The sequence below is a fragment of the Rhizobium sp. OAE497 genome (assembly GCF_040546565.1).
Taxonomy (GTDB): Bacteria; Pseudomonadota; Alphaproteobacteria; order Rhizobiales; family Rhizobiaceae; genus Rhizobium.
Genome location: NZ_JBEPOA010000003.1, coordinates 455,271 through 478,958 on the forward strand (window position 1 = coordinate 455,271; position 23,688 = coordinate 478,958).

General features: G+C 57.9%; 23 protein-coding genes. 8 read left to right on the top strand and 15 right to left on the bottom strand.

The annotated features are described in order from the left end of the window. Positions 1-559 precede the first annotated feature (559 nt). The 5 genes from ABIE40_RS28780 (at position 560) to ABIE40_RS28800 (ending at position 9,917) form a co-directional block, all read left to right on the top strand. The gene (locus ABIE40_RS28780) at positions 560-3,058 is read left to right on the top strand and encodes an ABC-three component system protein (RefSeq protein ID WP_199628505.1); all 2,499 of its coding nucleotides are present in this window, start codon (positions 560-562) and stop codon (positions 3,056-3,058) included. After that, positions 3,055-3,750, top strand: coding sequence for an ABC-three component system middle component 1 (locus ABIE40_RS28785; RefSeq protein ID WP_199628504.1), 696 nt, complete (start codon positions 3,055-3,057; stop codon positions 3,748-3,750). Before ABIE40_RS28780 ends, ABIE40_RS28785 begins: the two co-directional genes overlap by 4 nt. Next, a complete protein-coding gene (locus ABIE40_RS28790; RefSeq protein WP_199628503.1) occupies positions 3,747-6,881 on the top strand; it encodes an AAA family ATPase in 3,135 nt (1,044 codons plus the stop codon). The genes ABIE40_RS28785 and ABIE40_RS28790 overlap by 4 nt, the downstream gene beginning before the upstream one ends. 350 nt (positions 6,882-7,231) lie before the next feature. Further along, positions 7,232-8,896, top strand: coding sequence for an HsdM family class I SAM-dependent methyltransferase (locus ABIE40_RS28795; protein ID WP_199628502.1), 1,665 nt, complete (start codon positions 7,232-7,234; stop codon positions 8,894-8,896). Next, the gene (locus ABIE40_RS28800) at positions 8,886-9,917 is read left to right on the top strand and encodes a hypothetical protein (protein ID WP_199628501.1); all 1,032 of its coding nucleotides are present in this window, start codon (positions 8,886-8,888) and stop codon (positions 9,915-9,917) included. The genes ABIE40_RS28795 and ABIE40_RS28800 overlap by 11 nt, the downstream gene beginning before the upstream one ends. Before the next feature lie 103 nt (positions 9,918-10,020). Here the strand turns inward: ABIE40_RS28800 and ABIE40_RS28805 are convergent, their stop codons facing one another. Further along, positions 10,021-10,818, bottom strand: coding sequence for a hypothetical protein (locus tag ABIE40_RS28805; RefSeq protein ID WP_199628500.1), 798 nt, complete (start codon positions 10,816-10,818; stop codon positions 10,021-10,023). Between the two features lie 51 nt (positions 10,819-10,869). Here ABIE40_RS28805 and ABIE40_RS28810 point away from each other — a divergent pair, with 51 nt between their 5' ends. Beyond that, a complete protein-coding gene (locus ABIE40_RS28810; protein ID WP_199628499.1) occupies positions 10,870-11,379 on the top strand; it encodes an ATP-binding protein in 510 nt (169 codons plus the stop codon). Here the strand turns inward: ABIE40_RS28810 and ABIE40_RS28815 are convergent. The 12 genes from ABIE40_RS28815 to ABIE40_RS31080 form a co-directional block, all read right to left on the bottom strand. Then, positions 11,348-11,854: a GNAT family N-acetyltransferase gene (locus ABIE40_RS28815; RefSeq protein ID WP_354541220.1), complete on the bottom strand. Its 507-nt coding sequence runs from the start codon at positions 11,852-11,854 to the stop codon at positions 11,348-11,350. The genes ABIE40_RS28810 and ABIE40_RS28815 overlap by 32 nt on opposite strands. A 31-nt stretch (positions 11,855-11,885) precedes the next feature. Beyond that, complete coding sequence (locus ABIE40_RS28820; protein ID WP_199628497.1) at positions 11,886-13,118, bottom strand: hypothetical protein; 1,233 nt, start codon at positions 13,116-13,118, stop codon at positions 11,886-11,888. 92 nt (positions 13,119-13,210) lie between these two features. Further along, positions 13,211-14,464, bottom strand: coding sequence for a DUF763 domain-containing protein (locus tag ABIE40_RS28825; RefSeq protein WP_199628496.1), 1,254 nt, complete (start codon positions 14,462-14,464; stop codon positions 13,211-13,213). A gap of 45 nt (positions 14,465-14,509) precedes the next feature. Further along, a complete protein-coding gene (locus ABIE40_RS28830) occupies positions 14,510-15,052 on the bottom strand; it encodes an ATP-binding protein (RefSeq protein WP_199628495.1) in 543 nt (180 codons plus the stop codon). Beyond that, positions 15,052-15,486, bottom strand: a complete 435-nt coding sequence (locus tag ABIE40_RS28835) for an ASCH domain-containing protein (protein ID WP_199628494.1) — start codon at positions 15,484-15,486, stop codon at positions 15,052-15,054. The genes ABIE40_RS28830 and ABIE40_RS28835 overlap by 1 nt, the downstream gene beginning before the upstream one ends. Next, positions 15,483-16,817 (bottom strand): hypothetical protein, encoded by a 1,335-nt coding sequence (locus ABIE40_RS28840; protein WP_199628493.1) that lies wholly within the window; start codon positions 16,815-16,817, stop codon positions 15,483-15,485. The genes ABIE40_RS28835 and ABIE40_RS28840 overlap by 4 nt, the downstream gene beginning before the upstream one ends. A gap of 3 nt (positions 16,818-16,820) precedes the next feature. Then, entirely contained in the window at positions 16,821-17,855 is a 1,035-nt protein-coding gene (locus ABIE40_RS28845; RefSeq protein WP_199628492.1) for a hypothetical protein, read from the bottom strand. Further along, a complete protein-coding gene (locus ABIE40_RS28850; protein ID WP_199628491.1) occupies positions 17,852-18,454 on the bottom strand; it encodes a DUF4186 family protein in 603 nt (200 codons plus the stop codon). The genes ABIE40_RS28845 and ABIE40_RS28850 overlap by 4 nt, the downstream gene beginning before the upstream one ends. 8 nt (positions 18,455-18,462) lie before the next feature. After that, positions 18,463-19,905, bottom strand: a complete 1,443-nt coding sequence (locus tag ABIE40_RS28855; protein ID WP_199628490.1) for a helix-turn-helix domain-containing protein — start codon at positions 19,903-19,905, stop codon at positions 18,463-18,465. Continuing rightward, positions 19,902-20,429: a DUF6932 family protein gene (locus tag ABIE40_RS28860; protein WP_210341170.1), complete on the bottom strand. Its 528-nt coding sequence runs from the start codon at positions 20,427-20,429 to the stop codon at positions 19,902-19,904. Before ABIE40_RS28860 ends, ABIE40_RS28855 begins: the two co-directional genes overlap by 4 nt. 81 nt (positions 20,430-20,510) lie before the next feature. After that, complete coding sequence (locus tag ABIE40_RS31075; protein ID WP_502944842.1) at positions 20,511-20,810, bottom strand: DUF72 domain-containing protein; 300 nt, start codon at positions 20,808-20,810, stop codon at positions 20,511-20,513. Next, the gene (locus ABIE40_RS31080) at positions 20,753-21,109 is read right to left on the bottom strand and encodes a DUF72 domain-containing protein (RefSeq protein WP_502944834.1); all 357 of its coding nucleotides are present in this window, start codon (positions 21,107-21,109) and stop codon (positions 20,753-20,755) included. Before ABIE40_RS31080 ends, ABIE40_RS31075 begins: the two co-directional genes overlap by 58 nt. Before the next feature lie 225 nt (positions 21,110-21,334). Here ABIE40_RS31080 and ABIE40_RS28870 point away from each other — a divergent pair, with 225 nt between their 5' ends. Both ABIE40_RS28870 and ABIE40_RS28875 read left to right on the top strand, forming a co-directional pair. Continuing rightward, positions 21,335-21,550 carry a DUF3072 domain-containing protein gene (locus tag ABIE40_RS28870; RefSeq protein WP_199628489.1) on the top strand — a complete coding sequence of 72 codons (216 nt, stop codon included), beginning with the start codon at positions 21,335-21,337 and terminating at the stop codon, positions 21,548-21,550. A 103-nt stretch (positions 21,551-21,653) separates the two neighbouring features. Next, complete coding sequence (locus ABIE40_RS28875; protein ID WP_199628488.1) at positions 21,654-21,929, top strand: hypothetical protein; 276 nt, start codon at positions 21,654-21,656, stop codon at positions 21,927-21,929. Here the strand turns inward: ABIE40_RS28875 and scpB are convergent. Both scpB and ABIE40_RS28885 read right to left on the bottom strand, forming a co-directional pair. After that, a complete protein-coding gene (gene scpB, locus ABIE40_RS28880) occupies positions 21,919-22,623 on the bottom strand; it encodes an SMC-Scp complex subunit ScpB (RefSeq protein WP_199628660.1) in 705 nt (234 codons plus the stop codon). The genes ABIE40_RS28875 and scpB overlap by 11 nt on opposite strands. 2 nt (positions 22,624-22,625) lie before the next feature. Beyond that, entirely contained in the window at positions 22,626-23,591 is a 966-nt protein-coding gene (locus tag ABIE40_RS28885) for a DUF1403 family protein (RefSeq protein ID WP_199628659.1), read from the bottom strand. Positions 23,592-23,688 lie beyond the last annotated feature (97 nt).

The window sequence follows — 23,688 nt, forward strand, 5'->3', positions numbered from 1 at the left end:
TACGAACGAGAAATCCGATGCCACTCGAATGAACAATTGACAAAAATCCTGATGTGAAGGGATTCGAACCGGCGACCACGTCGTTCAGTGGCTACCTTGGATAAAACTTCTCAATCGGGCCAGCTACTTGCTCTCGGGAACGTCTAGTCGGAGCGGGCCGCCGACAGGTAGCTTTCAAACGGGGTGAGGCGAAAAGCTAACCTCTGTTCAAGATGCGTCAAGAGCTAAATTAGCCATGGCTGCTTCGCCGGAGCCGTTCCCGCCTCGTTTCGCTCAGGCCATGTTACGCAATCGAATGGAGTTGGCATTCGCGGAATTTGACGTATGTCGAGACATGCGCACCACGGCAAGCGAATGACGGCTAGCGCCTAGCACCGATCCGGTTGTAAAGCCTATTAGAATCTTGCCGTGCCCTCTCTTCCCTCATATAAATTATTGCGCCGGTTGCAATGCCGAAGCAACTGGAGGGGGAAAAGATTGCCAAATTTATGTGCCATAGCTCAGTTCACGGTCATGGTGTTGCAACAGAGCACGCGAGCGACAGCGGGGGTGCGCGTCGTTGGCTGATGCTTTGCTTGCCCAGGATATACTTGACGGTGCAGCTGTTCGCGACCGGCCGAACTTATTCGTGATCGGCAGTTTCGACCGGCGCATCACCTTCTATTCCCAACAGGTCCGGGCGCTGTCCCTGGTCCACGCGCTCAAAGAGCTTGGCTATCTCCATGCCAATCCGAGGATAGCGGTCGTTGGCGGCGGGGCGGCAGGCGTCACTGCAGCCGCAGCTGCCGCGCTGGTCACCGGGTCACAGATCGTGTTGTTCGAATCCGCCGATGCCCTCTTGCCCCTTCAGTCGACGACCGATCGGCGGCGGCTCGATCCGCATATTTACGATTGGCCGGCGCACTACACGACCGATCCTATAGCCGACCTGCCAATCCTTGACTGGGAATCTGGGACATGCCGCACCGTCCGCGACGATGTACTGCTCGGGTTCGAGGACATCGTTGTCAGGCTCGCACCGCGGCTCGAACGACGGCTGCGCCATCAGGTTACCGCGCTTACACGAACTGCGGACGGTTATCAGCTCCACTTCACTGATCTCAATGCACCGCCGCCACGCGCGGAAATGCGCGAACAGTTTCACATGGTGTTTCTCGCCGTCGGGTTCGGGCTCGAGCCGGGCGAACCGTTGCCGTCGATACAGAGCGCCAGCTATTGGACCGATGCCGGCGTTCCCGTTGCCGAGTTTGCAGGTCGGCCCACCCCGCGGTTCTTTGTCAGTGGCGCGGGCGATGGCGGACTGATCGATTTCGTGGCCGCCGGCGCCCGCGATTTCGATCATGCCGGGATGATCCGGCTGATCTCCGAACACCCCGGCATCGCGGCGTTAAAGCCGGTTCTTGCCGCGATCGATGTGCGAGCTCGCGCTGAGGATGCCACGGGCTCCCGCTTCGATTTCATGGCGGCCTATGACGCTGAGCTTCTTCAATCGCTCACAGACATCGGCCTCGTCGCTGCGGTCGCGCAGCAACTCCGCCCCGGCGTGCAGTTAACGTTTCAGACCCAGCATACCGAGCTGTTCGACGTCTCAACGGCAACGCTCAACCGGCTCGCCGCCTATCTAACTATCAAAGCATGCGCTGGCGATGCCCAGCGCTCCTTCCGGCATTTGCAATGCGGCGTCGTCACCCGGATCGACGCGCCGGATTCGGCGCCGATCATCGCCCCCTTCTGGCTCGATTGCGCAGGGGAAACGGTCGCTGCGGATGCAGTGATCGTGCGGCGCGGTCCCCGCCGCGAAGTTGTGCGGGCTCCCTTTGCCCCACACTTGGCCAGTTTCGATGTGACGCACAGGGAATGGCTTGCCCGCCATGGCGACGCGACGCTTGTACCGAAGTTGTCAGGACCGGCACGTTCTCTATTCCGGGAGGCAGCGCGCAGCGCGAATATCCTCGCTCCGCGGCTGCAGCGACAGGCAGCCAACCAGCTCCCCATATCGGTGCAACTACTACGCGAAGGCGCCAACATCCGCTGGTCTGGCGCAGTCCCGGCGGAGCAGCTTATCCGATCGTGGAGCGAGCAGCTGCCCTTTGAGATAATCTTGCCCGATGCTCCCGATGCTCTTGGCGCCATCGCAGGGGCAGTACTGCGGGTCGCCTGCCACAGCAACAATTGCCGGCTCCACGCCGCGCCCGGCCTGTGGAGCCGGCTGGTCCGCGAGCTCAGCCTAGAATCGCCGCACGCTGAAGGCATGGCGATGCCAGCGATCGTGGCCGGCAATCCCGGCGGGGCCGCCCAGAATCCGGTGGCGCTGCCGCTCGATATTCTAGCACGTCGGGTTCACCGGTCGCTCGATAGCTGGCTGCTCGAGCGCCTGGACGCACACCTCCAGCCATTTTTCGCGAGCAATGCTGATCCCGGCCGCCCGATCAACGTCAAGATCGCACAGGATCTTCGGGCGGCCATGGCCGCGACCTGGGCGATCTGGCATGCATCGTTTACCGATGACCCGGCACTGCTGAACCATTTCCTGCGCCTGATGATCTGTGCGGTCGACGAGGACGAACATCGCGACGCGGCACAGATTCTCGTCGGCCCCAGCAAATGGCCAGTGATCCTGCGCGGGACCGCTGTCGCGCTTGCCATCGCCGCGGCCTGGGACGGCACATCGCCCAAAAGCGCCAGGCCGGGCAATCTGGTTCGCCTACGCGACGGTGATAGCGAATGGGCCGGTCATGGATGCGCGGCTGACATGATCAACGGTGACGAGATGTCATTGTGTGCCGCCTCCTTCATGTGGCAGACTCAGTTCGTCATCCTCGTGGTCAAAAGTGCCATCGAGGTCACCCGAATCGCCGAACGGCCGTTTGCGCAGATCGACACCGATCAGCCGGGGCTCAGCGATACGGATGGCTCTGGTCCGGTGATCATGTCGATCAGTCGCGATTTCATCGACGCGGCGGCCGCGGGTCTGGCCGAGCTCCGCGCCCTACTGGCGACGGTTGAGGCGCGGCACTTTGAGGGGCTTGAAAAGACGATCATGAAAGGTGCGGCATGACGGATAGTGCGACTCTGTCACCCCGACTGGCCGATTTCGCTGACCGGCTGCGCAACGCGGCGCTGAAGCTCGAGCTCAAGGTTCAGGATCGGCCCGAACTAGCGAGCGCAACCTTCAACGGCGGATCGACCAAGTCGACGACGCTTAGTCCGACCGATCTGCCGGCGGAAAGCCATGCGATCCGGATTGATCGCTTCAATATCGTGCTGGGCATCCTCCCCGACGTTGCCGCCATGGAAGCGGTGCTCGAGACGCTGCGGCGCTACCGCAATCAATGTGTCGTCGCGCGCTCGTTCCTTGGGGCTAACGAGACACTGGACTTGCAGCTGATGCTACTGGGACCACGAGCGAGTGAGGGGCAGGAAGCCTGGCGGGCGATGGCGTTGATGGTCGAGCGCGACGACCGCGTCGCTCGCAAGCTGGCGTGGCTGCGCCCCGAAGATCCGCTGAATGACGAAGAGAGTTTCGCCGACTTCCTCAAGCGAACCTTCCTTGCCCGGCCATGGGTCCATGCCGAGGGCCAGTTCGAGGATGTGGCGCTCGATGAGCTCAGCGGCACCGGTGCAACCACACCGGGTCTACCGCGGACGACGGCGGACGAATGGGAGCGGATAGCGCTCGACGAGAAGAAGACGCCGGATGATATCGTCGCAGCGTTGGTCAAATCCTGGGGTCGGAGGGGTCAGGCATGAGCGAGATTTTCCTTTCCCGCATCGCGATCAAGGATTTCCGGACCTTCGGCGACTTCGCGATCGACATTCCGGCGGCGCCCGGTCTTGTTCTGCTCACCGGCACCAACGGACTGGGAAAAAGCAGCTTCTTCGATGCGATCGAATGGGGACTGACCAATAAAATCCGCCGGTTCGAACCCTATATCAACAAAGGCCGCAAGAAACTTGTCGAGAAGGATTATCTCACGCGCCGGGGCGCTGAGCCGGGGTCACATAGCGTCGCGCTGACCTTCTCGGACGGCGACGCTGTCGAGCGCACCGCAACCGGCGGCTCGGCGATGGCGGACATCGTCGCGCAACTTGCGCGGCCAGACCGCCGCACGATTAACGATCTTGGGACATATCTCGCCCTCACTCATTTCCTCGGCCAGGCAGCGCAGCAACGGTTCACCAGCCGCGACCCGCAGGATCAGTGGCAAGCGCTCAAGGGGCCGAGCGGCATCGATCGGCTGGAGCGTGTCCGCGCGGGCCTGCGCGGGCGGGCGACCATCGCTGCATTCACGCGCCGGCTCGACGCTGAACAGGGCGTCGTCGCCGCGCTCGATCGGGAGATCGCGGACTGGCAAGGATGGATGGGCCGCCTTGAGCGGCTTCGCGCTGCCGCCCGCGCTACCGGCGTGCTGACTGCCGACGAAGTTGCTGCGCGGATCGACCAGCTTGAGAATGACCTTCAGCAGCTCGCATCGAGCCAGCCGCTTTCCGTCACGAGCGAGGGCCTCGGACAGCGCCTCGCGGCGCTCGGCGATCGGATCGGCGAAGCCCTGCGGGTGACCGGCGAACGAAAGGCTACGCTGGAGGGACTCTCGGCGCTTCCAATGCAGTATCTAATTAGCCAGGCCGAAGGTCGGCTCGATCATCCAAGTCTCGTGCGGCTGCGCAGCGAGATTAGCGATGCGCGGGCGCGGCTCGATCTGACGTCACCGCTGGTCGGCTCGACCGGCGCCGCAGTGACCGCGCAGACCGCAGCAATCGCCACGATCAACCAGAACATCGCCGTACTTGATGCCGCGCGTACTGATCTTGCCCGTCGTGCCCAGCTGGCCGAGCTGATCTTGACTGAGCAGCATGATCGGACGTCGCTGACTGAGGCGATCGCGGCGCGCCGCATGACGATCGTGGACGCCGACGCGAAGATAAGCCAACATGGCAAGGCGAGTGCTGAAGTCGCGAGCCTGCGGAGTCTCGCCGCATCGGCGCGTGCGCTAAACGAGGCGATGGCGGATTGCCAAGAACTCGAACGCGGGTCCGGGGCTGCTGAGTCCGCACTGGCGCAGGGACGCGAGGCCGCCGTACGCGCCGCTTCCGAACTTGTCCCGCTTGAGACGCGGCTAGCCGATCTGAACAGCAAGATTTCAGATGCCGAACGAGAACGCGCCGAGGCCGATCGCCATGCGTCAGCGGTCAGTGCGGCCTTGTCGCAGCTTGCCAGCCATATCCATGAGGACGAAACCAACTGCCCGGTGTGTCAAACACCGTTTGAGCCGGGCGCGCTCAAGGCGCTTGCCGATGCTGCGGCGTCGGGAAGTGACCATCGCCTTGCGCAAGCCGATGACGCGTTGGAGGCCTTGCGGAGCACCCGACCCGCGCTCAGCGATGAAATACGTCGCCTTCGCGGGGTCGTGGCGGCGGTCGACGGGCTCGAACGGGTCGCCAGGGCAGCCGCTGATGCGGTGACAAATGCCCGTGTCAGCATTGCCCAAACCCTCGCTACCGCTCCGGAGAACGACCTGGCCGCACTTGCGGCAACCCGGGCACGCGATGCGGATGCTGCACTTGCAGCGGCAGAGGCAGCGCTGGAACCACTGTCGGCAAACGCGGCGGCGGCAACCGAACAGCGATCGAGCGTAGCGGCTGATCTCGACGAACTGATCGCGCGTGACAATCAGCTTGGCGCACGGCTGGAACAGTATCAGGCAGAGGATCGAGCCTGCGCCGATCGCATCGCCGCACGCAATCTATCGAACGCTACGATCGGTGACATTGAAGCGAGATTGACGGCTGAGCGGGAGCGCGGCGAAGACGCGCGGACTCGTCTAGCACAGTTGAGTGAGGCGGCGACCAGCGCGTATGCGGACGTCCAGCGCGAGCAGGCGGCGCTCGACCTCGCGCAGCGCGACCTTGCCGCAGCCGAGGCGGCCCGCACAACCTCGGAACAGGCGGCGCAGCAGATGCAGCAGCGCTGGACGCGTGTTGGTCTTAACGACATTCCGAGCCAGTCTGAATATGACCGCGGGCTCTCCACCATCGAGGCCGTGCTGGCGAGTTTGCGGTCACTGGCCGAACGCCAACTCGTCCTTGGCCGCGAAAATGAGGACGCGCTTCTCCAGAGCGAAATAGACGAGATCGCCGCTTCGATGCGAGCGGCCGGAGGGGACGACGGTGTTCGGGATCCGGCGGCCTATCTGGCTGCGCTAAAGACCAAGCTAGAGGCTGCGCGTGCGGCGGTCAAACTCACCAACACGGCACGCAGTGCGGTAAATCGCTACTCGGAAGACCTTCAGAAGCAGGCTGACGATTTCTCAGCGCGCGTGCTCGACCCGCTCAATACGGTGATCGACGATTTTAACGAGGCGATGCTAAGCACCCCTGGTGAAAGCATCCAGTTCAAGGCTGACACGAGGGTCGATGCTACCAGTTTCGGCATGGCGCTGCGCTACCGCGAGAAGGTCGCCAATGCGATCGAGACGAAGAAGGATTTGCCGCCTCAGATCGTTCTGAGCGAGGGCCAGCTTGCCGCCAATGGTTTCAGCATCCTTTGCGCGGCGAGTACCGCCTATCCTTGGTCTCGCTGGCGCGCCCTACTGCTCGACGATCCGCTGCAGCATAATGACATCATTCACACCGCCGCCTTTGTCGACGTTATGCGCAATATGGTCGAATTGAATGGTTATCAGCTGATCATGTCGAGCCATGACCGCGGCGAAAGTGAGTTCATCGCACGCAAATTCGATGCGGCCGGTCTGCCCTGCTCTACGGTCCTGTTAACAGCGCCGTCGGACAAAGGTGTGGTCTGGAACGCGCCAGAACATAACAAAGCCGCGACACGGATACTGCGCAAGGATGCACAGCCTCCGAGCGCCAGCAGCGCCTGAAGTGGCTTAATTTAAGGTTGCTGCGCTTGTGGTTAAGTGCGATCAGTTCGCCGAAGATGATCGGCAATCTCGCCTGACGCAAATCCGCATCAATCCCGGCAACAATAGCGGTCATGGGGTCGCCGTTGCGCTGCGTACGCTAAACGTCTGATCCAATGCGATATGATGCACCGACCCAAGGCGCATAATAATCCTGATAGAATACCATCGATACACATTGGCTTGCGACAATTTTCCCGCTGGACCGGAAGATTGAAAATAAGAACAAATAGTAGACAAAAATTCATCGATATAGGATAGCTGAAGGGGTAAGACCGCGAACCCATGCGTACACGATTCGGGAGCTAACCGTGACCTTTGTTACCCCTCGCGACCCTATCGACACTCCCCTCCTACGCAAGGAAAGAGGCGCATTCTTCACGCCTGCAGCGATTACTCGTTTCATTTCCAAGTGGGCTATACGGGGGCCCGAGGATCGCGTGCTCGAACCCGCCGCTGGCGACGCTGCATTCTTGGTTTCCGCGGTCGATCGCCTTCGTGAACTCGCTCCGCGGGGAACATTTTACCCTATAGTACATGGTGTGGAGATACATACCCAAAGCGCAGATGTTGCTCGCAGGCGGATCTCTGATGCCGGGGGCGAGGCCGACATCCTAGTGTCCGACTTCTTTGCCGTCACGCCGGATCCCAGGTTCGACGCCGTCATCGGAAATCCTCCCTTTATCCGATACCAGGACTTTACCGGGGAGGCCCGTGCCCGTGCGCGGGAGGCGGCCATCAGAGGCGGAATTTCGCTGACGGGGCTCGCTTCAAGTTGGGCTGCATTCACAGTGCACTCGGCGTTGTTCTTGAAAAAGGGTGGCCGCCTTGCCTTCGTTTTGCCTGCCGAGCTGCTCTCGGTGAACTATGCCGCTCCTGTCCGCAAGTTCCTATTCAGTCGATTCCGCGACGTGCAACTTGTTCTGTTTGATGAGCAAGTGTTTCCGGAAGCGGAGGCGGATGTCGTGCTTCTCCTCGCTGAAGGTTACCTCGAGGGGCCAGCGGATTTCGCAACGATCCGGCAGACAAAGAATGCTGCGACGCTCGACACTTTGGGCCCGGGACTGAGCTGGACACCGTCCGATCCAGCGGGCAAGTGGACTAGCAGTCTCGTCGATGTCGATGCGGTGCATCTTTTGCACGCTCTCTCGGCAGCTGGCCTCTACACGAACCTGGAAACCTGGGGCGACACGACGCTCGGAATGGTAACCGGAAACAACAAATACTTCACGCTTTCTCCACAGCGCGTGGCCGAGCTCGGGCTACGCCCGGATGAGTTGCTCAGCCTTTCGCCACCCGGAAGCTCTCATTTACGGGGACTTTCGCTTTCGAAAGCCCAGTTGAAGAAGCTCGGTGAAGATGGCAACGCAATCCACCTGTTCTATCCAAATGACCCGCCTTCCAAAGCTGCAGCGGCATATATTGCCGACGGCCACCGGACAGGCGTAGGCACTGCCTACAAATGCCGGGTACGCAAGACCTGGTACCGGGTGCCACTCGTTTCACCCGCGGACCTCTTGCTGACATGCATGAATGCGGACACGCCCCGCATCACGGAAAACGCGGCCAAGGCCCGTCACCTTAATTCGGTGCATGGCGTTTACCTGAACGAGGCATATACGGCCCTGGGCCGCGAGCTCCTCCCAGTCGCCAGCTTGAACTCAATTACACTGTTGCATGCCGAAATGGTCGGCCGCGCCTACGGAGGCGGAATCCTGAAGATCGAGCCAAAGGAGGCGGACGTTTGGGCCATGCCGTCCCCGACGCTGGTTGCCTCTCGCGCAGATGAGCTTCGCAAGGTCAAGCGAGATGTTGGAAAGCTCCTGGACAAAGGGTGGCTGCTCGATGCCGTCAAGCTCGTTGATAAGGCGCTGCTGGGCGACGGCGAGGTTTCGGCGACGCAAATGGCAGCCGTCCGGAATGCGCGCGCGGAACTGGCGAACCGTCGCAATGTGAGGTCAGCAAGTGGCCGCTAAACCGAGTTCGAAAGCAGAAGCCTGGGAAATTTTCGATCACATCGTCGAAGCTGCCGCACCTAGCGGGGAACACAGCAACCCATGGGTTCTTGGAATTGACGGCCAGCCGTTCATCCAACCCGATTACGACACTCTTGCGCTTTTGCTCGGCGTTCCGCTCCACCTGAAAGTGGGGACGCAAACGGGGGTGCCTGCCCTCGCCCTCGATGTCTGGCTCAGCTATGAACTTCGGAGGGCCGGTTTCGGGACGGATCAGGTTTGGCCGAGGCCTGCCAATCCGCGGGTTCTTCCCGCGCCTGTCTCGGCTTTCGTCAAATCGCTTCCCACTGCGATACGGGCAAAGGCCCAATCCCATTTGACGTCGAACTCGTCCATTCCCGGCGTGACCTCCTCGTCTGCTTCAATCCTGGGAAAAAACTATCTGAAGCAAGTCGACGTTATCATCACGGATTGGGTCACCGGCCCAGAATTACTGATATCTACGAAGCGAATGGACTCCTCATATGGAAAGAATGCGCCGAACCGCATCGAGGAGTCTTACGGCGACGCAAAGAATCTTCGCTTGCGCCACCCCCTTGCGGCACTGGGGTTCTTGTTCGGTCTACGGTCTGACATCTTGGAAAAGGAACCTAAGACGGCAGAATGGTTATTCGACCTTTTGTCCAAGCTTGGCCGTGAGGACGATGCGTATCACTCCACCTGCCTGGTGTTGATGGAATACTCCACTGATCCAGTACCGCCGGCGCCCGACGAAGAAGAACCCGCCGAAGGCATATTAGAGCCGGGCCCACAGCCGATAACGGATCCTGCCGAGGGTGAAATCGCGCACCTTGCTGAAAGCACGGTCGAGAGCATCGTCAAGGCCCTGCCGAAGGTATTGATCCTCGACGAGCGAACCCCAGATGACCTCTCACCGGCCCGTTTTCTGACGTCTTTAGTTACGCGCGTTCTCGCAGCTACACCCGTGAATATGCACGAGGACGCGAGAAGGCGCCGGGCTTGCGTTTTACCGAAGAAGTAGAAGTTCAGCCTGTTGAATATCGCCCGAAGCAGCCGAATAGGCGTGAAGTACGTGCCCAGGCTCTTGACAGGGTTCAGAACCCAATACCGCTCTTCATAGCGCCTTATACAGAAGCCGACGAGCCGGATATTTTAGCCACGGCAGCTCGCAGACCTGCCTTTCGCGCATCTATAACGTCCGGATTTGTCTTGGATGACAAATCGTTGCGTTTCTTCTTTTCAAGAAAGTACGCAATTCTCTCCGCGTTCGCCCCGCTCGCGTGCGGAAAGCCTCGTAGGATTGCGCCATTCTCCAGTAACCCTGCTCCTTCTGCCATTTGAAGCGCGATCTCGGCAGATGCGCCTAGCGGAACCCACAGCGCCGAGCTGAGCTGACGAACTTCATCGAAAAAGCTAGTCCGGGCGACCTGTTCTAGTATTGGAACCGTGTTGATTTTGGGCTGGCCCGAATAATTTGCTCCATCCCAAAAGACGGGATTGCGTAATGCCGACGTAAAATGAACTAGGGAACGCGCCGTTTCAAAAAGCTCGGCGCACGATGAAATTTCTAAGATCGAATGGAGACCAACATGGTCGAACATTCTTGCCAAGTTCGACCGCATAGCCCCTGCAAAACTGGCAGTGGATTTCGCCACGGCAAGCGCGGTTTTTTCGTCACCTGTTTGCATGCTACGGCGGTATGCCAGAAGAGCATCAGTTGCCTGACGTCGCCCAGGCGTAATTCCGACAAGTACGATCCTGGCCTTCTCATTAACGAACTCGAAGGGCGCGTAACTGCATAAGAGACGACCGGTCTGGAAGAGAGTTAGCTTGCCACCGAGTGTGCAATCGTTGATGAGATCGGCTTCAGAAGAGGCTAAGATAGCTGCCGAGAAGCGTTTAGAAAGGTCGAGGTTTGTCATGAAGGCACCAAGCGGTATTCGGATAAAAGGTGGTCTCCAGAGAGACTTCCCATGATTTTTGTTGCTGGTCTCTCAAAATCGGGAAAGACACATACGTTGAAAGCCGCCATTGATGGCGATACCGGTGTTCAACATGTGATTGCTAGCGATCTCCTCAAATCTTCGGGCATGACTCTTCATCCGAAGGATATCAATCAGATCGACGAAAATCAGAAGGTTTTACTTGATCGATTGTTGTGTATCCAGGCTCATCCAAATATTCGGATAATAATCGATGGACATTTCATTATTGAGAACGAGAGCGACGTTGTCGACGTCCCCGAATGGTTTTTTGACCGGCTGCGCCCATCAAGCATTATAGTTGTTGATGACCCCAGCGAGGCCTTCATCTTGCGGAGACGTGACACCCGCTTCGTATCAAGCCCGGACGCTCTCGTGGAACTCCGACTACGTGAACTCAACCGGGGTTCGCATATCGCTCGCAGGATAGGGGTGCCGCTTGCGCGAGTGAATTCCGGAGATACAGCAGCTATGCGTTCAGCGATCGCGAGTGTCCGCTAGGGGGTAGCCATCCATTAAATACGAACTCGGCTTCACCGTGTCGATAATAGGAGTCGAGCGCCTGCGTTTGCACAAAACGCCCTGACCGCAAAATGCCCGCGAATGATGCCAACCGGCTGCGCGGAATAGTAATCATTGGGTGATCTGTAGCGAGCCACTCACACGCTTCGTTGATGAGGCACGAAGCGATCCCACGGTCTCGATAACGCTCGTCGACCCAGACTGTGCAAAGCTTACGCTCATTGTACGATCTCTTGGCAATAATCACGCCGGTTATGCCTCCGGCATGCCAGTCCAAGAATATCGAACGTGCGCCGCTTAGGTCTGGAACAACTTTGCCCCAGAACCAGCGCTCAAAGCCAGGATACATAGAATGAACCGATGAGAGCGCCGTATACACGTCGTCATGCACAACTCGTTGTGCACCCAGAGCGTTCTGACCTAGTGACTCGTTGCGACTCATTCCTATCCTCATAGTTCCACCATACGGGCGGTCTGTGACACGATCAATCGGCTTTCGATTTTGACCCGCGGAAAAATCGGTCTTTAGGCGCCCTAAGTCGTCTGAAAGCGATCTTAATATTCGTAAGTAACGCCCATAGTGCCCCGAAGAAGACAACTAGGCTCGCTAGAATGATAATCGAGTTGGTCAGCCCGCTTGGTGAGGAAATATCTTGAGTTCTGAAGAGATCGGGGTAGGCCCAACGCCACAGTTCCACGGCAAGTGTGTAAAACGCACTTCCGACCGCGCCGATTATTGTGGCCATGTAAGCATAAGTCAGAAGATTTGGACGATACATACGAAATTTAGCGAACGCGTTGAAATCCTCGACGCGTTCGATAAGCTCCCCGTCTTGAAACTTGCCGCTTTCCTTCCAGTGGTAGATTACGAACCCGCTGTCGGTGAAACCAGGATATGGTTCGAGGTCAATCTTTGTTTCCGGTGGGCGCCCCCTTAGATAGTGGCGCCATAGGCTCGGTTCGAGCACCCGAATCTTTCGAAAATCTCGGTGCTGCACCATAAGTTCATGACGAAGGTCGCGAATGAGAAAATAGTGAACTGTAGATATATTTATTGGGCCGTTTTCAAACCACTGAATAAGTGATGGTGGGATCGTCCTACGTTCATTCAACCTAAACTCGGTCAACTCCGTGTTTTGAAACGATGGTAGCAGGAACCACTCGTTTGGAATGATCTCCGAGCTGAACAAATGTCGGGTTGCTGCGGTAAGATATATTCGGAAGCGAATATAATGGTCGTGTTCGCCTTCGAAGCGCTCGCAGAATTGTCTATTGAAACTTATTACAGTGCCTATCTCGAGGACATCAATCTCAACAGGTTCAAGGATAATGTCCTCTTTAAGGTCAATGGTGTGAATGCGAGTAATAACTTTTCCAAGACGCGTATCGAAGTACTGTTCAGACCGATCCGTGATTTCCACGAGGTCGTTGAAAACCGCATTCAGACTTGTCCCGTGTTTCAAAACAGAACTAAGATCAAGTAACTGGTCAGTTTGGATTTGTGCTGGGACGAACAACAGAAGCCGCTTGAGCCTCGGTCCCTTTTTGATCTTGATTCCGACATCTACAAAATCCGCATGGAGTCCGCTGTCACGCCAAAGGTTGATATGCAATTCTATCGTCGGGCAATCGGCTGCAACTTCGCCAGGAGCAAGGTTCCCTCGCCTTACTAATGGCTCTTCGATGGGCTCATGCCAAATTGCTAAAGTTCCGGTCAAGTCACCCCCTCCAGTAAATCAACCTTTTAGCGAGCCGTTAGGTTCGATGCAAATTCGAGATGTTATCGTGGTAAATTCGAACGGGAACTGAGCTATCTTTCCGATTGATGTTCGATGTCTATTTCGTGTCCGAATATCGAGCGTCCCCCCAACCTTCGCGTTTGGTTGTATTCGCCCGCGATGATTTCTTTCAAATCTGGCCCGGTGACGTAGCGCTCAAGCCGCCTCGCCTGTTCGTCCAATCGATACAAGGCTAAAAGCTCTTCTTGATGCCCCAATCTTCCTTTTTGGACCGCCGACTTCATCACACGTATCGTCTCGTCGTAGACCTTAATAGGGACAGGATACGGATGACGGTCTTTGCCTCCGTGAGCCACAGAAAATCGCGCTGGATCGGAAAATCTGGAAGGCGCTCCGTGAACCACTTCAGCCACCATTGCCAGGGCACTGACAGTACGCGGCCCGACACCCGGTACAAGGAGCAATTCCTGAAAGTCTTTTGGCCCGCGTTCGGCTGCCGCGGCTAGGTTTCCATGGAGACGACGCATATTCACGTCCACTTCTTGAACCTCATGACGCATCGGCATGATAAGGTGGGGAAGATCCATTTGGGCAGCGAATGGCTCGGCGTTTACGCGAGGGTTAATCTTATTTAGTTCGTGAATGATGCCATCAGGTCCGATATTATCAAGGAGCTCAAGCTGCGCGTCTCGCGACGGCCGTGCCCTGGCGTCGGCTAGGTTCATTATTAAGCCTTGGCCACGCCCTTCGATGGCTGCATGAGGTGAATCCAGAAAGCTCTTCAGTCCTTCTGACAACCAGTGATAGCGGCGCGCCTGTCGCCGCTCGCCGTTCATTCCTTGCTGCACGACAACCCAATTTCCATCCTGTGTGGTGATGAACCCATGGAGATACAGGTCGAACCCGTCCTGCACGGCCGCACTGTCCACCTTTGCAACGAGGCGGCTCGTTGACGCGAGATGGTGACCGTCGAAGCCTGTGCGCTCGGCTACAGCGATCAATTCCGATGGCGTCTTACGCGACTGCGCGCCACGTCCGCCGCACACATAGATGCCCAGTTCGTGGGCGCGCGGCGAAAGACCACGCTTCAAGGCTCCAAGAACACTGGTCGTAATGCCCGAAGAGTGCCAGTCCATCCCCATGACGGCGCCGAATGATTGAAACCAGAATGGGTGGGCAAGGCGCCTCAAAAACTCATCGCGCCCATAGTGAAGTACAATCGCTTCCGTGATGATCGTCCCGAGACGCGTCATGCGTTCACCGAGCCACGCTGGAACACGCCCGCCGTGAAGGGGTAGATCTGCGCTACCGGCCCTATGAGCCATAGCTTAGCTTCCGATATCGGCCCATGAAGCGGTTTTGCTTAGGGGTCATTTTTTCATCCAAGATTGGATCGTGTGGACGCAAGACGCTACGACGTCGTCTAAGGGCTGATCTGCATCGATGTTGGCGTCCGCCCGCTGGGGCAAACTCTCCGCAAGATCCAATTCGACAGTGTGCCCGACAGCCCGAACAAGATCATCACTGTCTGAGCGGGTTGTCACTCGCGACCGTTGGAGGTCATCGCTTACAGACAGAAAAATTAACCTCACGTCGGCCGGCGCGGCAATTCGTTTGAGGATGGCGAAAATATCGACATGTCTCACACCATCGACGAACAGGTTATCGCCAGCCTGATAGTCGCCGTAGGCCAGAACGGCCCTGCAAAAGCCGTCAGGATCGGATTCGACCAAACGCTTACCCATGTCTTGCAACGCCTCTCGAGAGGACGGGTCGCCACCAGCTTTTACGATTTCCGCTCTGAGGTAGTCACCGAACCCAGTGCGTTTCCAATGCAACTGGTCACTAAGCGCTGTAAGCACTGAGGATTTTCCGCTACCGATCTTTCCTGAAAAGCACACAATCAGCGACATCAAAATAGCTCCATCTGGCGCGGTCGGAGCGATACCCAGCCGCGCCGATCTCGCTTGTCAAACGCGAGCGGCTCTATCGAGGTCGGGTTCGTTAGCTCGATGAGCGTAGCAAATGAGGACTCTTCCTTCTGCAACCAGAATTCGTCCCCCGCCAGAATTGCCCCACCATATTGCTGCCGGATGGCCTCGATGGGTTCATTATCAAGATCGAAAAACCAGATACGACTAGCGAGGGCAATACCGCAAACCGGGCCGGAAACCTCCTTCAGCAGAATGATATCACCCTTGCGGATCTCGTCGAATGGCGCGCACCGATTTCGACTGAATCTGGATTCAATCTTCTTTTCACCGGTAAGCACCAGATCAAGGTAGGGTTGGGAAAACACGGCTAGATGGACCCCACAGAGAAAGGGATCCTGGCAGGCCGACGTCATGTAGTCGCTCCAGAAAGAATTTCCCGACGTTCTCTTGAGGAGTTGATCGAATCGTATTTCCAAGCCTGGCCCCCTGTAATAGGCGACAAAGGCAAGGTTGCACGCTCCTCGGCGGCCTCCCGCTCTGAAAGACGCGTCAATTCATCCGCAATGCGTTCCACCTCTGCAGCCTCACTGGTGTTACCCCATAATGGCTGCCGCGAGCGACTGTTAAAATCGGTTTTGCACAGTGACAACGCCGCTTCCACGACAAGCTCGGGATTGTTCGACGCGAAGATCCTGTTGCCCGAAGTCACGACAGCGGCCTGACGCCGGCGCCGATCGCGGCGGCTGACGGTTGGCAGAATGTCGCCCTCAACCAGTGAGCTAAGGGCGGTAGGGCAAGCGGACTGCCCCTCGCGTCGCACGAAAAGTCGCATACGGCCGATGACGAACTCACACCATTCGCGCTTGCGCGCCACAAATAGGTTGGAATCGGGAGCGGCAACGCTGATTTTTTCGAAAATAAGAAGATCGCCTCGACGCCAACGTTGCGAACAACCGATTCCTGCTGCGGCCAACGCGTTCTGCTCGAAGAACGGTGTCTCATAATGCAGCGCCAACGGTTGGACTGAATGAAGTCGCAGCCCCAACCTGCCAGCACGGCGGATAAGTTTTGCCTGGTCGTCTATTGCCGATGATCGAACGCCTTCCGGAGGTAGGCTCACGAAGACGAAACCGCCGACGCAGACAGTGTGAGCGGCGATGGCAAGCATCGGCTTGACGAAATCCATGTACCAGGGCGGATCCACAATCACTGCGCCGGCTCCCATCTGGGGGTACGCCATCGTGCAGAATTGCAAGGTCAGCGATTGCTCCGCTGCATCGTTCAGGGCTCTGAGACGCTGGGTGACGGAATTATTCTCGCCGATGAAGGTAAGCCTGCGCGCGCTAGGCAAATGAAGGGCTTCGACCGCGACGCCAGGCGTGCCAAACAACACGATCGGGGTTCTTGCGGGAGCCATCTCGTTGGCCAGTTCCAGCAGATGCTGAGAAGTATCTGGGCAAAACCGCCACTCAAACTCGACCGGGTGTGGCAGCGGAAGTAAGGTTCTGGTTGAGCGCAAGGCGTCGTCCCGCCGACCTATTTGAGCGCGAAGCTCCTCGGTGCGGCTACGATCGGCTAACCCGGTAGCGGCGAGCCTCGCCAGCGACTCAATCACGTTCGTCGGATAGACGCTGGGAAGCGCTCCGAGCATTGCATGAAAGCTCAAGGACGATCGGCTTAGGAGCCCGAGAACCTGCTCGTCGATACGCCTTTCGAAATCTGCTTGAGCCAAGACGCGTGACATAAGTTATCCCCGAGTTCTCAACGGCACCGCCGAAATTGGGCGAACCCTCATCGCAGGCTCGAAACGCTTTTCGATCTCTTCGTTCCATGCTGCGATTGCGTCTTGCTGGACTCCCATGCTGATCTGACGCTCGTCATTGGCCGCGAGGCGCGCGCCGACGGGCGAGAATATTCGGATCTCGAGTGGAACAGTCCGAAGTGGCAAATTGGGATCGAGGTCCTGAAGACGGTCGACAAAGGTGCGGACGCCGGCCGCGGCACCTTCACTGCGCGGGGAGGTCAGGGTCACATATCCGTAGAGATCGAGGCCAAGGTCGAGTAGGCGCCGCATGATTTTAAATTGCTGCTCGTAATCGCTTTCGGCGGCCTTCGTGTTGAACGCAAAAGAATAGGAGTCGAATCCTTTAAAGCAGCACACCCGGCCATAATTCTGATAGCTACGGAGAAGCATCAGTTCGTCCTTCGTCAGTTTGTCGAATAGATAGGTGGTACTGAGATTGTCGTCCGTCCAAAGGTAGGTCGATCGATCCAGGCCGCGAGATTGTAGCGCCTCCATCATCCATGGCGTCCATTCTGGAACCAGGTCCGGCGATCCTCCAGAAAGGTCAATAATCGATGGTCGGTCGGAGAGATCGGCGTAAAATGCAACAAGCTCTTCAGCAGAAAACCAGGACGACCGTGTAATATCCGCCTTGAGCAACGCGTCTGGTACAAAGCAGTACCAACAGCGCCAGGCGCACGCTGCATTTTGGAAGACTTGAGCCATCATCATTGCCGGCGGCTCGGATATTCCGAGAGCCTTACAAGCTGGCACAATGGGCAGAGGATTTGCCGGCCACCCGTCCGAAGTTTTGATTTTGAAATGACGGATCCGGCCAAAGCCGTCGCAATTGGTTGGAGACGACAGGTCGACCTCCTGTTCCGACCCAGACAGACGGGAGATCAGAATTTTGCGTTCGGTCGCATTTATCGCACGAGCGCGAAGACGCTCGGCGAACTTCTCCGTGTCTATCGGTTTGACAGGAAGTCCAGTGTTCATAGCAGTGCCGCTGCCTCCCCTACCCCATGTCGACGTGCCGGCACTCTTGTCGGTGACTCGCTAAGACCCGGAAGGCGCTTGTTCAGGAAGAGCTCGATTAGCGCTTGGCAGTAGCCGAGTTCCTCTGCGGTCAGTGGTCGGCCCTTCGGGATTGCGTGCCAGTATTCGAGGCAGGTCCGGCAACAGGTTGCCGTTGCATGCTGAGCATAGAAGATGGCGTTTCCGCTCAGCGGAGTTTGATAGCCGTCCCTCGGGGGCTCGGCAGGAGCGAGGTACTTTGAGAGACGAGTCTCAACTGCTTCGAACAAGGCCAATCTACCTTTGCGGCGAGCATGGCGGTCGGCGCCTTCGTCAATCTCTTTATGGAAGAAATGGTGGCGTATGAGCTCATGCTGCAGCGCTTCGAAAGTGTGGGCCGCATCGTTCAGATCGCGCTGCTTAAGGCGCGACCAGTCGATAAGGTCCGCTTCGCACGCGCGGCACTTTCCGCGCTGATCGCTCGTCATCTTTTTCAGTTGCTTAAAACAGTGAAGATCGTTGTCACAGTCCACAGCTGTGCAGGTGATTTTCAGGGGTTCTGGTTTTTTGAATTCGGTCATCGGGATCCTCAATGCAGAACGCGTTCGAGCAAATTGCGGTCGATTTCACTCTCAAATATCGCCGGAAATCGCTCGAGGAACACATCTCGAGCAATTCTCCAGGGGTCGGCGTCACCAGTCTGCAGATTGGCGGCTGCTCCCCACCAATTGACACCCTGCCAGGAAAGGCGGAAAGCCATATAATTTGCTAAAGCTCCGACACTGACATCATAGTCTTCAGCAATTTGGGGAACCACCATTTTAAGTCGCTGCACGGAACCGCGGGCCGCCTCTACACAGGCTTGCGCCAGTTCTTCGGCTCGACCATCAAGACTGGCGTCACCCGCAAACTGGCTCGCAGCAATTTCTTCGTCCGAGTTCCGACGTTCTGCTGAGGTTTCGTCGCCTTCGATAATCTCGAGAGTTGCTGCTTCCGGTTCCTGACCTGCGTGAAAAAGCTCGTGCAAAAGGTCGAACAGCCACCGGGCCTCGAAAGCCGAAGTCTGCTTGAGAACTACAATGTTTCTATGATTGTAACGCCAGCACGCACCGTGGAATGTTCCACGATCACGCAATGGCAAGACAGGGACGCCGAGATCCCAAGCGTAATGCAGGGCCGAGCGCAGCTCAAACTCACCGTACGCGTCAATAACGCCTTGCCGGAAGACCGTAGGATCTATCGGGATCGGCCGCCGTGGCATCTCGGCAGACGCACGAAGCACAGTGAGGGCTAGATAGTGGGCGTATGCAGCATATGCCGTGGTGGTTTTTTGCGACCGATTGGCTGGCATTTTGAACCGAGCGTGAGCGGCGGCAAGCTGGGGCGATTGCAGTACGCTGGGTCCAAACAGATTTTCACGGGTCCACCCGAAAATGCGCTGAAGAATTTCACCTGTCCGCTGTAAGATCTGGCTTTGATCCTCGACGTCAGCCTCCCCAGACAATCGCGCGCGATCAGACGAAGGGAGAAGACGCGTAAGTACGAAATCACGATCAAGACCGACTTGGCGCAGTTTGGCGACGAGGCTATCGAACGAAACCGCTGGTATGGGCAACATTATTTCGTTCTGGATTCGCACTCCTATTGCTTGAGCGATTTCTTGCACTCTCTGGAGACTTGCCGAACCGTACCTATCCGCTTCGTAGCGTTGTATTTGCTGCTCTTTTAACCCAAGCCGATCAGCCAAGTCTCTTTGGCTTAGCCCTGACGCTATGCGCGCTTTGATCAAACCTTCCGCCAATCCATCGAAGGAATCGAGGCTGATCATCGCCAGATCTTGTGATTTCAGACTATCAAAATTAGCGAGTTCAAGTTCTAGATCTGAGATCTGGCTCTCGAGGGCTTCTCGTTCAGCCTGAACGAGGCGCGGGTGTACGCCTTCTCTCTTTTGAAGGGAGAACTCTGTCAACGCCTTCTTGAACCGGTCGGCTTGAGAGCGCGTGATTCTGTACTGTCGCTCGTTGGTGATCATGGCAGACTCCTTAGGTTCAGTTCCACCACGCCCTTGGGCACGCCGTTACGGTCACTCTGAAAAAACTCCCTATATGTAACCCCGGGGGCGGCCAGACCTGACGCTGGGAAAAGCTCGCCGCCATACTTCATTTTCATTGCAGATCGCTGATTTGAGAAATCCAAGAGCACCGGATCTAGCAAGCCGGGGTCCACCCCAAGGGTGTCCCACGCGCCATCGTAATCACTCGGAAGTTGCTTTTGTGAAATGAAGCTGCCGTCGAGCAACACGGTCTGGCAACCTGCTGTAGCCAAGTTGTCTAATGCGGCAGCAAGACCTTCCAGCAGCCACAGACGGTGGCCGTTTCCCGAAAAAATCGACGACACCTCGCCCCAGGACGCCTGGTAGACGCCCTGAGGCAAATATCCGGTACTGGGGTCGAGCAGTGGAATCATGACACAACAATATCGTTGTGTTAGAGATTTGTCAAACTCCCCACGTATCGAATTCAGCATCAGGCGCAGGCGAGGCTGCCAGTTGCTCATCCGTAAGTTTCAGGCTTAATCGGTCGGCATTGGCTCCGCTGGATTCTCTTTCGACATCGGGCTACTCTCCCCGGAGAGGCTTCAGCACATTTCAAGCATGGTCAGCGCGTTTTCGATCGCTGCGCTTGAGGCTGTATTGTCGAACACGCACCAGCCATCGCGCGCCAGCAGTTTCGAGAACGCACTGATCTCATCGTCGCTATAGCTCGAGTAGTAGATTTTTGGCTTGCCATGCAGACGAACGTATTTCGGCGGTGTGTTGAAATCCTCCGCCAGCCACACCGGCGCCGGATCGGCCAGAACCCGGTCGATCCTATAGGTCTTCAGCAGATCCAGCGCTTCGGCCGATGCCCAGCTCTTGTGGCGTACCTCGATGACGATCGACCGTCATCGGCATGGCGCACCACCTTGAACGCGGTTTGGAGCACGTCAGCATCGAAGGCCAGCGATGGCGGCAGCTGACAGAGCAGTGGTCCACGCTTCTCTCCAAGAGGCGCGGTGTCTTCGAGGAACGTGTCGAACGGCTCGGCGATGTCTTTCATCGCCCTGGTGTGGGAGATCTCCTTGGGGATTTTGACTGCAAACCGAAAGCTGTCCGGAACGGACTCCGCCCACCGCGCGAATGTCGACGTCTTGTGCCGACGGTAGAAGGTCGAATTGATCTCGACGCCATCGAACACCGATACATATCGGGTGAGGCTGCTTCCTTCCTACGCAAACCGGTCGGCCACCTTTTTCAGGATGAACCAGGTGGCGGTGGCAACGATCGGCAATCGTCTTCTCCTCGGCTTGTAAACGCGTGAGCGGAACGAAGGGCCGGCAGCCGAGTTCCTTACGCCGATCAAGCACAAACCGGAACCATCCACCAGCCAAGAACGTTTGGAGAACGAATTCAGGAGATCGTTATGAGTGACAACCCGAAGGCTGATACATCATCCAACACGCAGAAAGACCTGGACGACTGGGTCAGCGGTGACGAGCCGATGACCGGCGCCCAACGCTCCTATCTGAAGACCTTGTCGGAGCAGGCGCATCAACCCGATGCCTATGCCGAGGATCTGACCAAGGCGGAAGCGTCAAAACGGATCGATGAACTGAAGCAGTCCCTCGATCTGGAGTGACGTGATGTCTCTGATGGCAGATGAACCGCCTGGAGGTCGATGCTGCACGGAACTTTTGTGCGCTGCAGCACTTAGGGATCGTCAACCGTGAAAGGACGTGACCGTGTCAGACCTGAAGCTTGGTGAACCGATCCCGACAGGCATTCCCGGTATTGAACCGGTCAGCACGGAAGTACAAGATGCCGCCAAGGCGGTCGTCCGGCCGTTCGAGCGGACGATTGACAGCGCGGTAGGCGCCTATCCAGATACAGCATTGTTCGACCAGTTGCTGCTTCTTCCAATGAAGCTCGGCCTGTGGATGGCGCTCGCTTCGACGGCAATGCTCGTCAGCCCGATCGCGATGACGAAGCGGCCGCAGACGACCGGTATCATTCAATAAAGGACGCTTCTTCGTCCGCGTCATTTTCGCCGCCTTCCGAGGCGGCGATTTCGTTTTGAACCGCATGTCGGCTCAGCAGGCCGGCGTCTTCGAGCGCTTCGATATTCGGCAGGTCGCGCAGCGTCTCCATACCGAACGCCGACAGAAAGTGCGGCGTCGTCACATAGGTATAGGGTGCGCCGGGCGTCGGGCTGCGCGGCCCAGAGCCGATGAATCCAGCGCCACGCAAATTGCCGACGGTATCGCGGCTGACTTCCTTGCCAAAAATCTTCGACAGTTCGCCACGGGTCACCGGCTGGAAATATCCGACCGCCATCAGCACCATCGCCTCGAACTCCGACAACATTGTTGCCGCGCCGCGCGTTGGAGCAGCTGAGGCCCGGATCGTTTCTGCGAACCGTGGCCGGGTCCGATGCTGCCAGCCGCCGGCAACCGACACCAGTTCATAGGGCCGGGCGCTGAGTTCCCCGCGCAGATCGTCGATCAGCAGATCGATGCTGCAGTTTTTTCCGACGACGCGCGCCAGCGTCTCGCGGGTGACCGGCTCGGCCGAGGCAAAGATCACGGCCTCGACCCGCATCATCCATTCCCGCCAGCGCATTTCTGGCGGCAGGTCCTCCAGCTCACGATCAAACAGACGTTCGTCTGCGGCGTTCGCTTTCCGGCGGGCTTTGGCTGCGCTTGCTCCCACCATCATCACAACCCAAAGATCCGAAAGGAGGATCGGCCGGAGAACTCGCGCACCGCGTCGAGACTTTCGAGCCGATCGAACAGCCGGTTGGCCGCCCAGCGCGACAGTTTTGAGCCCGGCACGGACGCGGACACCGCATCTTCCATCAGCAGCCTTCGGATCACCGGCTCGGCGCCCTTGGTCCGGAGCTTCGGTGCCACCGCCAATATCCGCGACGCCCGGCGATCGATCTCGATAGCTAACCGTAGCGCCAGTTCAACGCCATCGACCAGCGCCAGGCAGATCGCTTTCGGATAAGTCGGCTCCCCCGGCCGCACGCGACCGCGGCCACCAATGGTGCGGAAGGCGGGGCCAAAGCGCTCAGGCAACAGTAGGGGCACCGGCTTTGGCCAATTCAGCTTGCGCGCCAGAATGACGTCGGCCAGACCGAGCGCCATCACCTCGGCGTCCGGGCGAACGGCAGAGATCGCCGTTATCAGGTCCGCCACCGCGAAGGGTGCTGCTCGCCCGGACTGATTTGCAGACTCGACGATATCGGGAATTGAGGCAAGTTCGTCGTCCCACCGAAAGCCAGAAAGGTCGGCAATATCTTTGACGAATGAGGTGGTGACCGGTCCGGATCGGCGCGTCAGCATTCGTGTCGCCAGAAACAGCTTTCCAGCCGGGCCGGGATCGTCGCCGGTAACGGTCAGCAGAACGGCGTCGCGGAGCGCGCTTTCCACTTCATTGCGGCCGAGCATCTTGGCAGCGACGGCGGCTGATTTGAGGGCGAGCCGATCGCGCCAGCAACCAAGCCATGGAGGGTCGGCCCGAATCAGATCATCCAGCGATTTCAGAGCGATACCAGCGGCGAAGGCGGCGTCTGTCTCATTGGCGTCGCGACCACGGGCCAGCGTCCAGCCCGGGGGGCGGGGCGGCCAGGCGGGGCCGGTTGGAGCGGCGGGCGCAAGCGAATCCATGCGGCAGAGCATAAACCGCCTGTGCAGTTTTTGCCAGAAATATTGCACTTAACCGCACGCCATGTCGTTACATAAATATGTCCGATAATGTTGCATTATCGGACGTTAT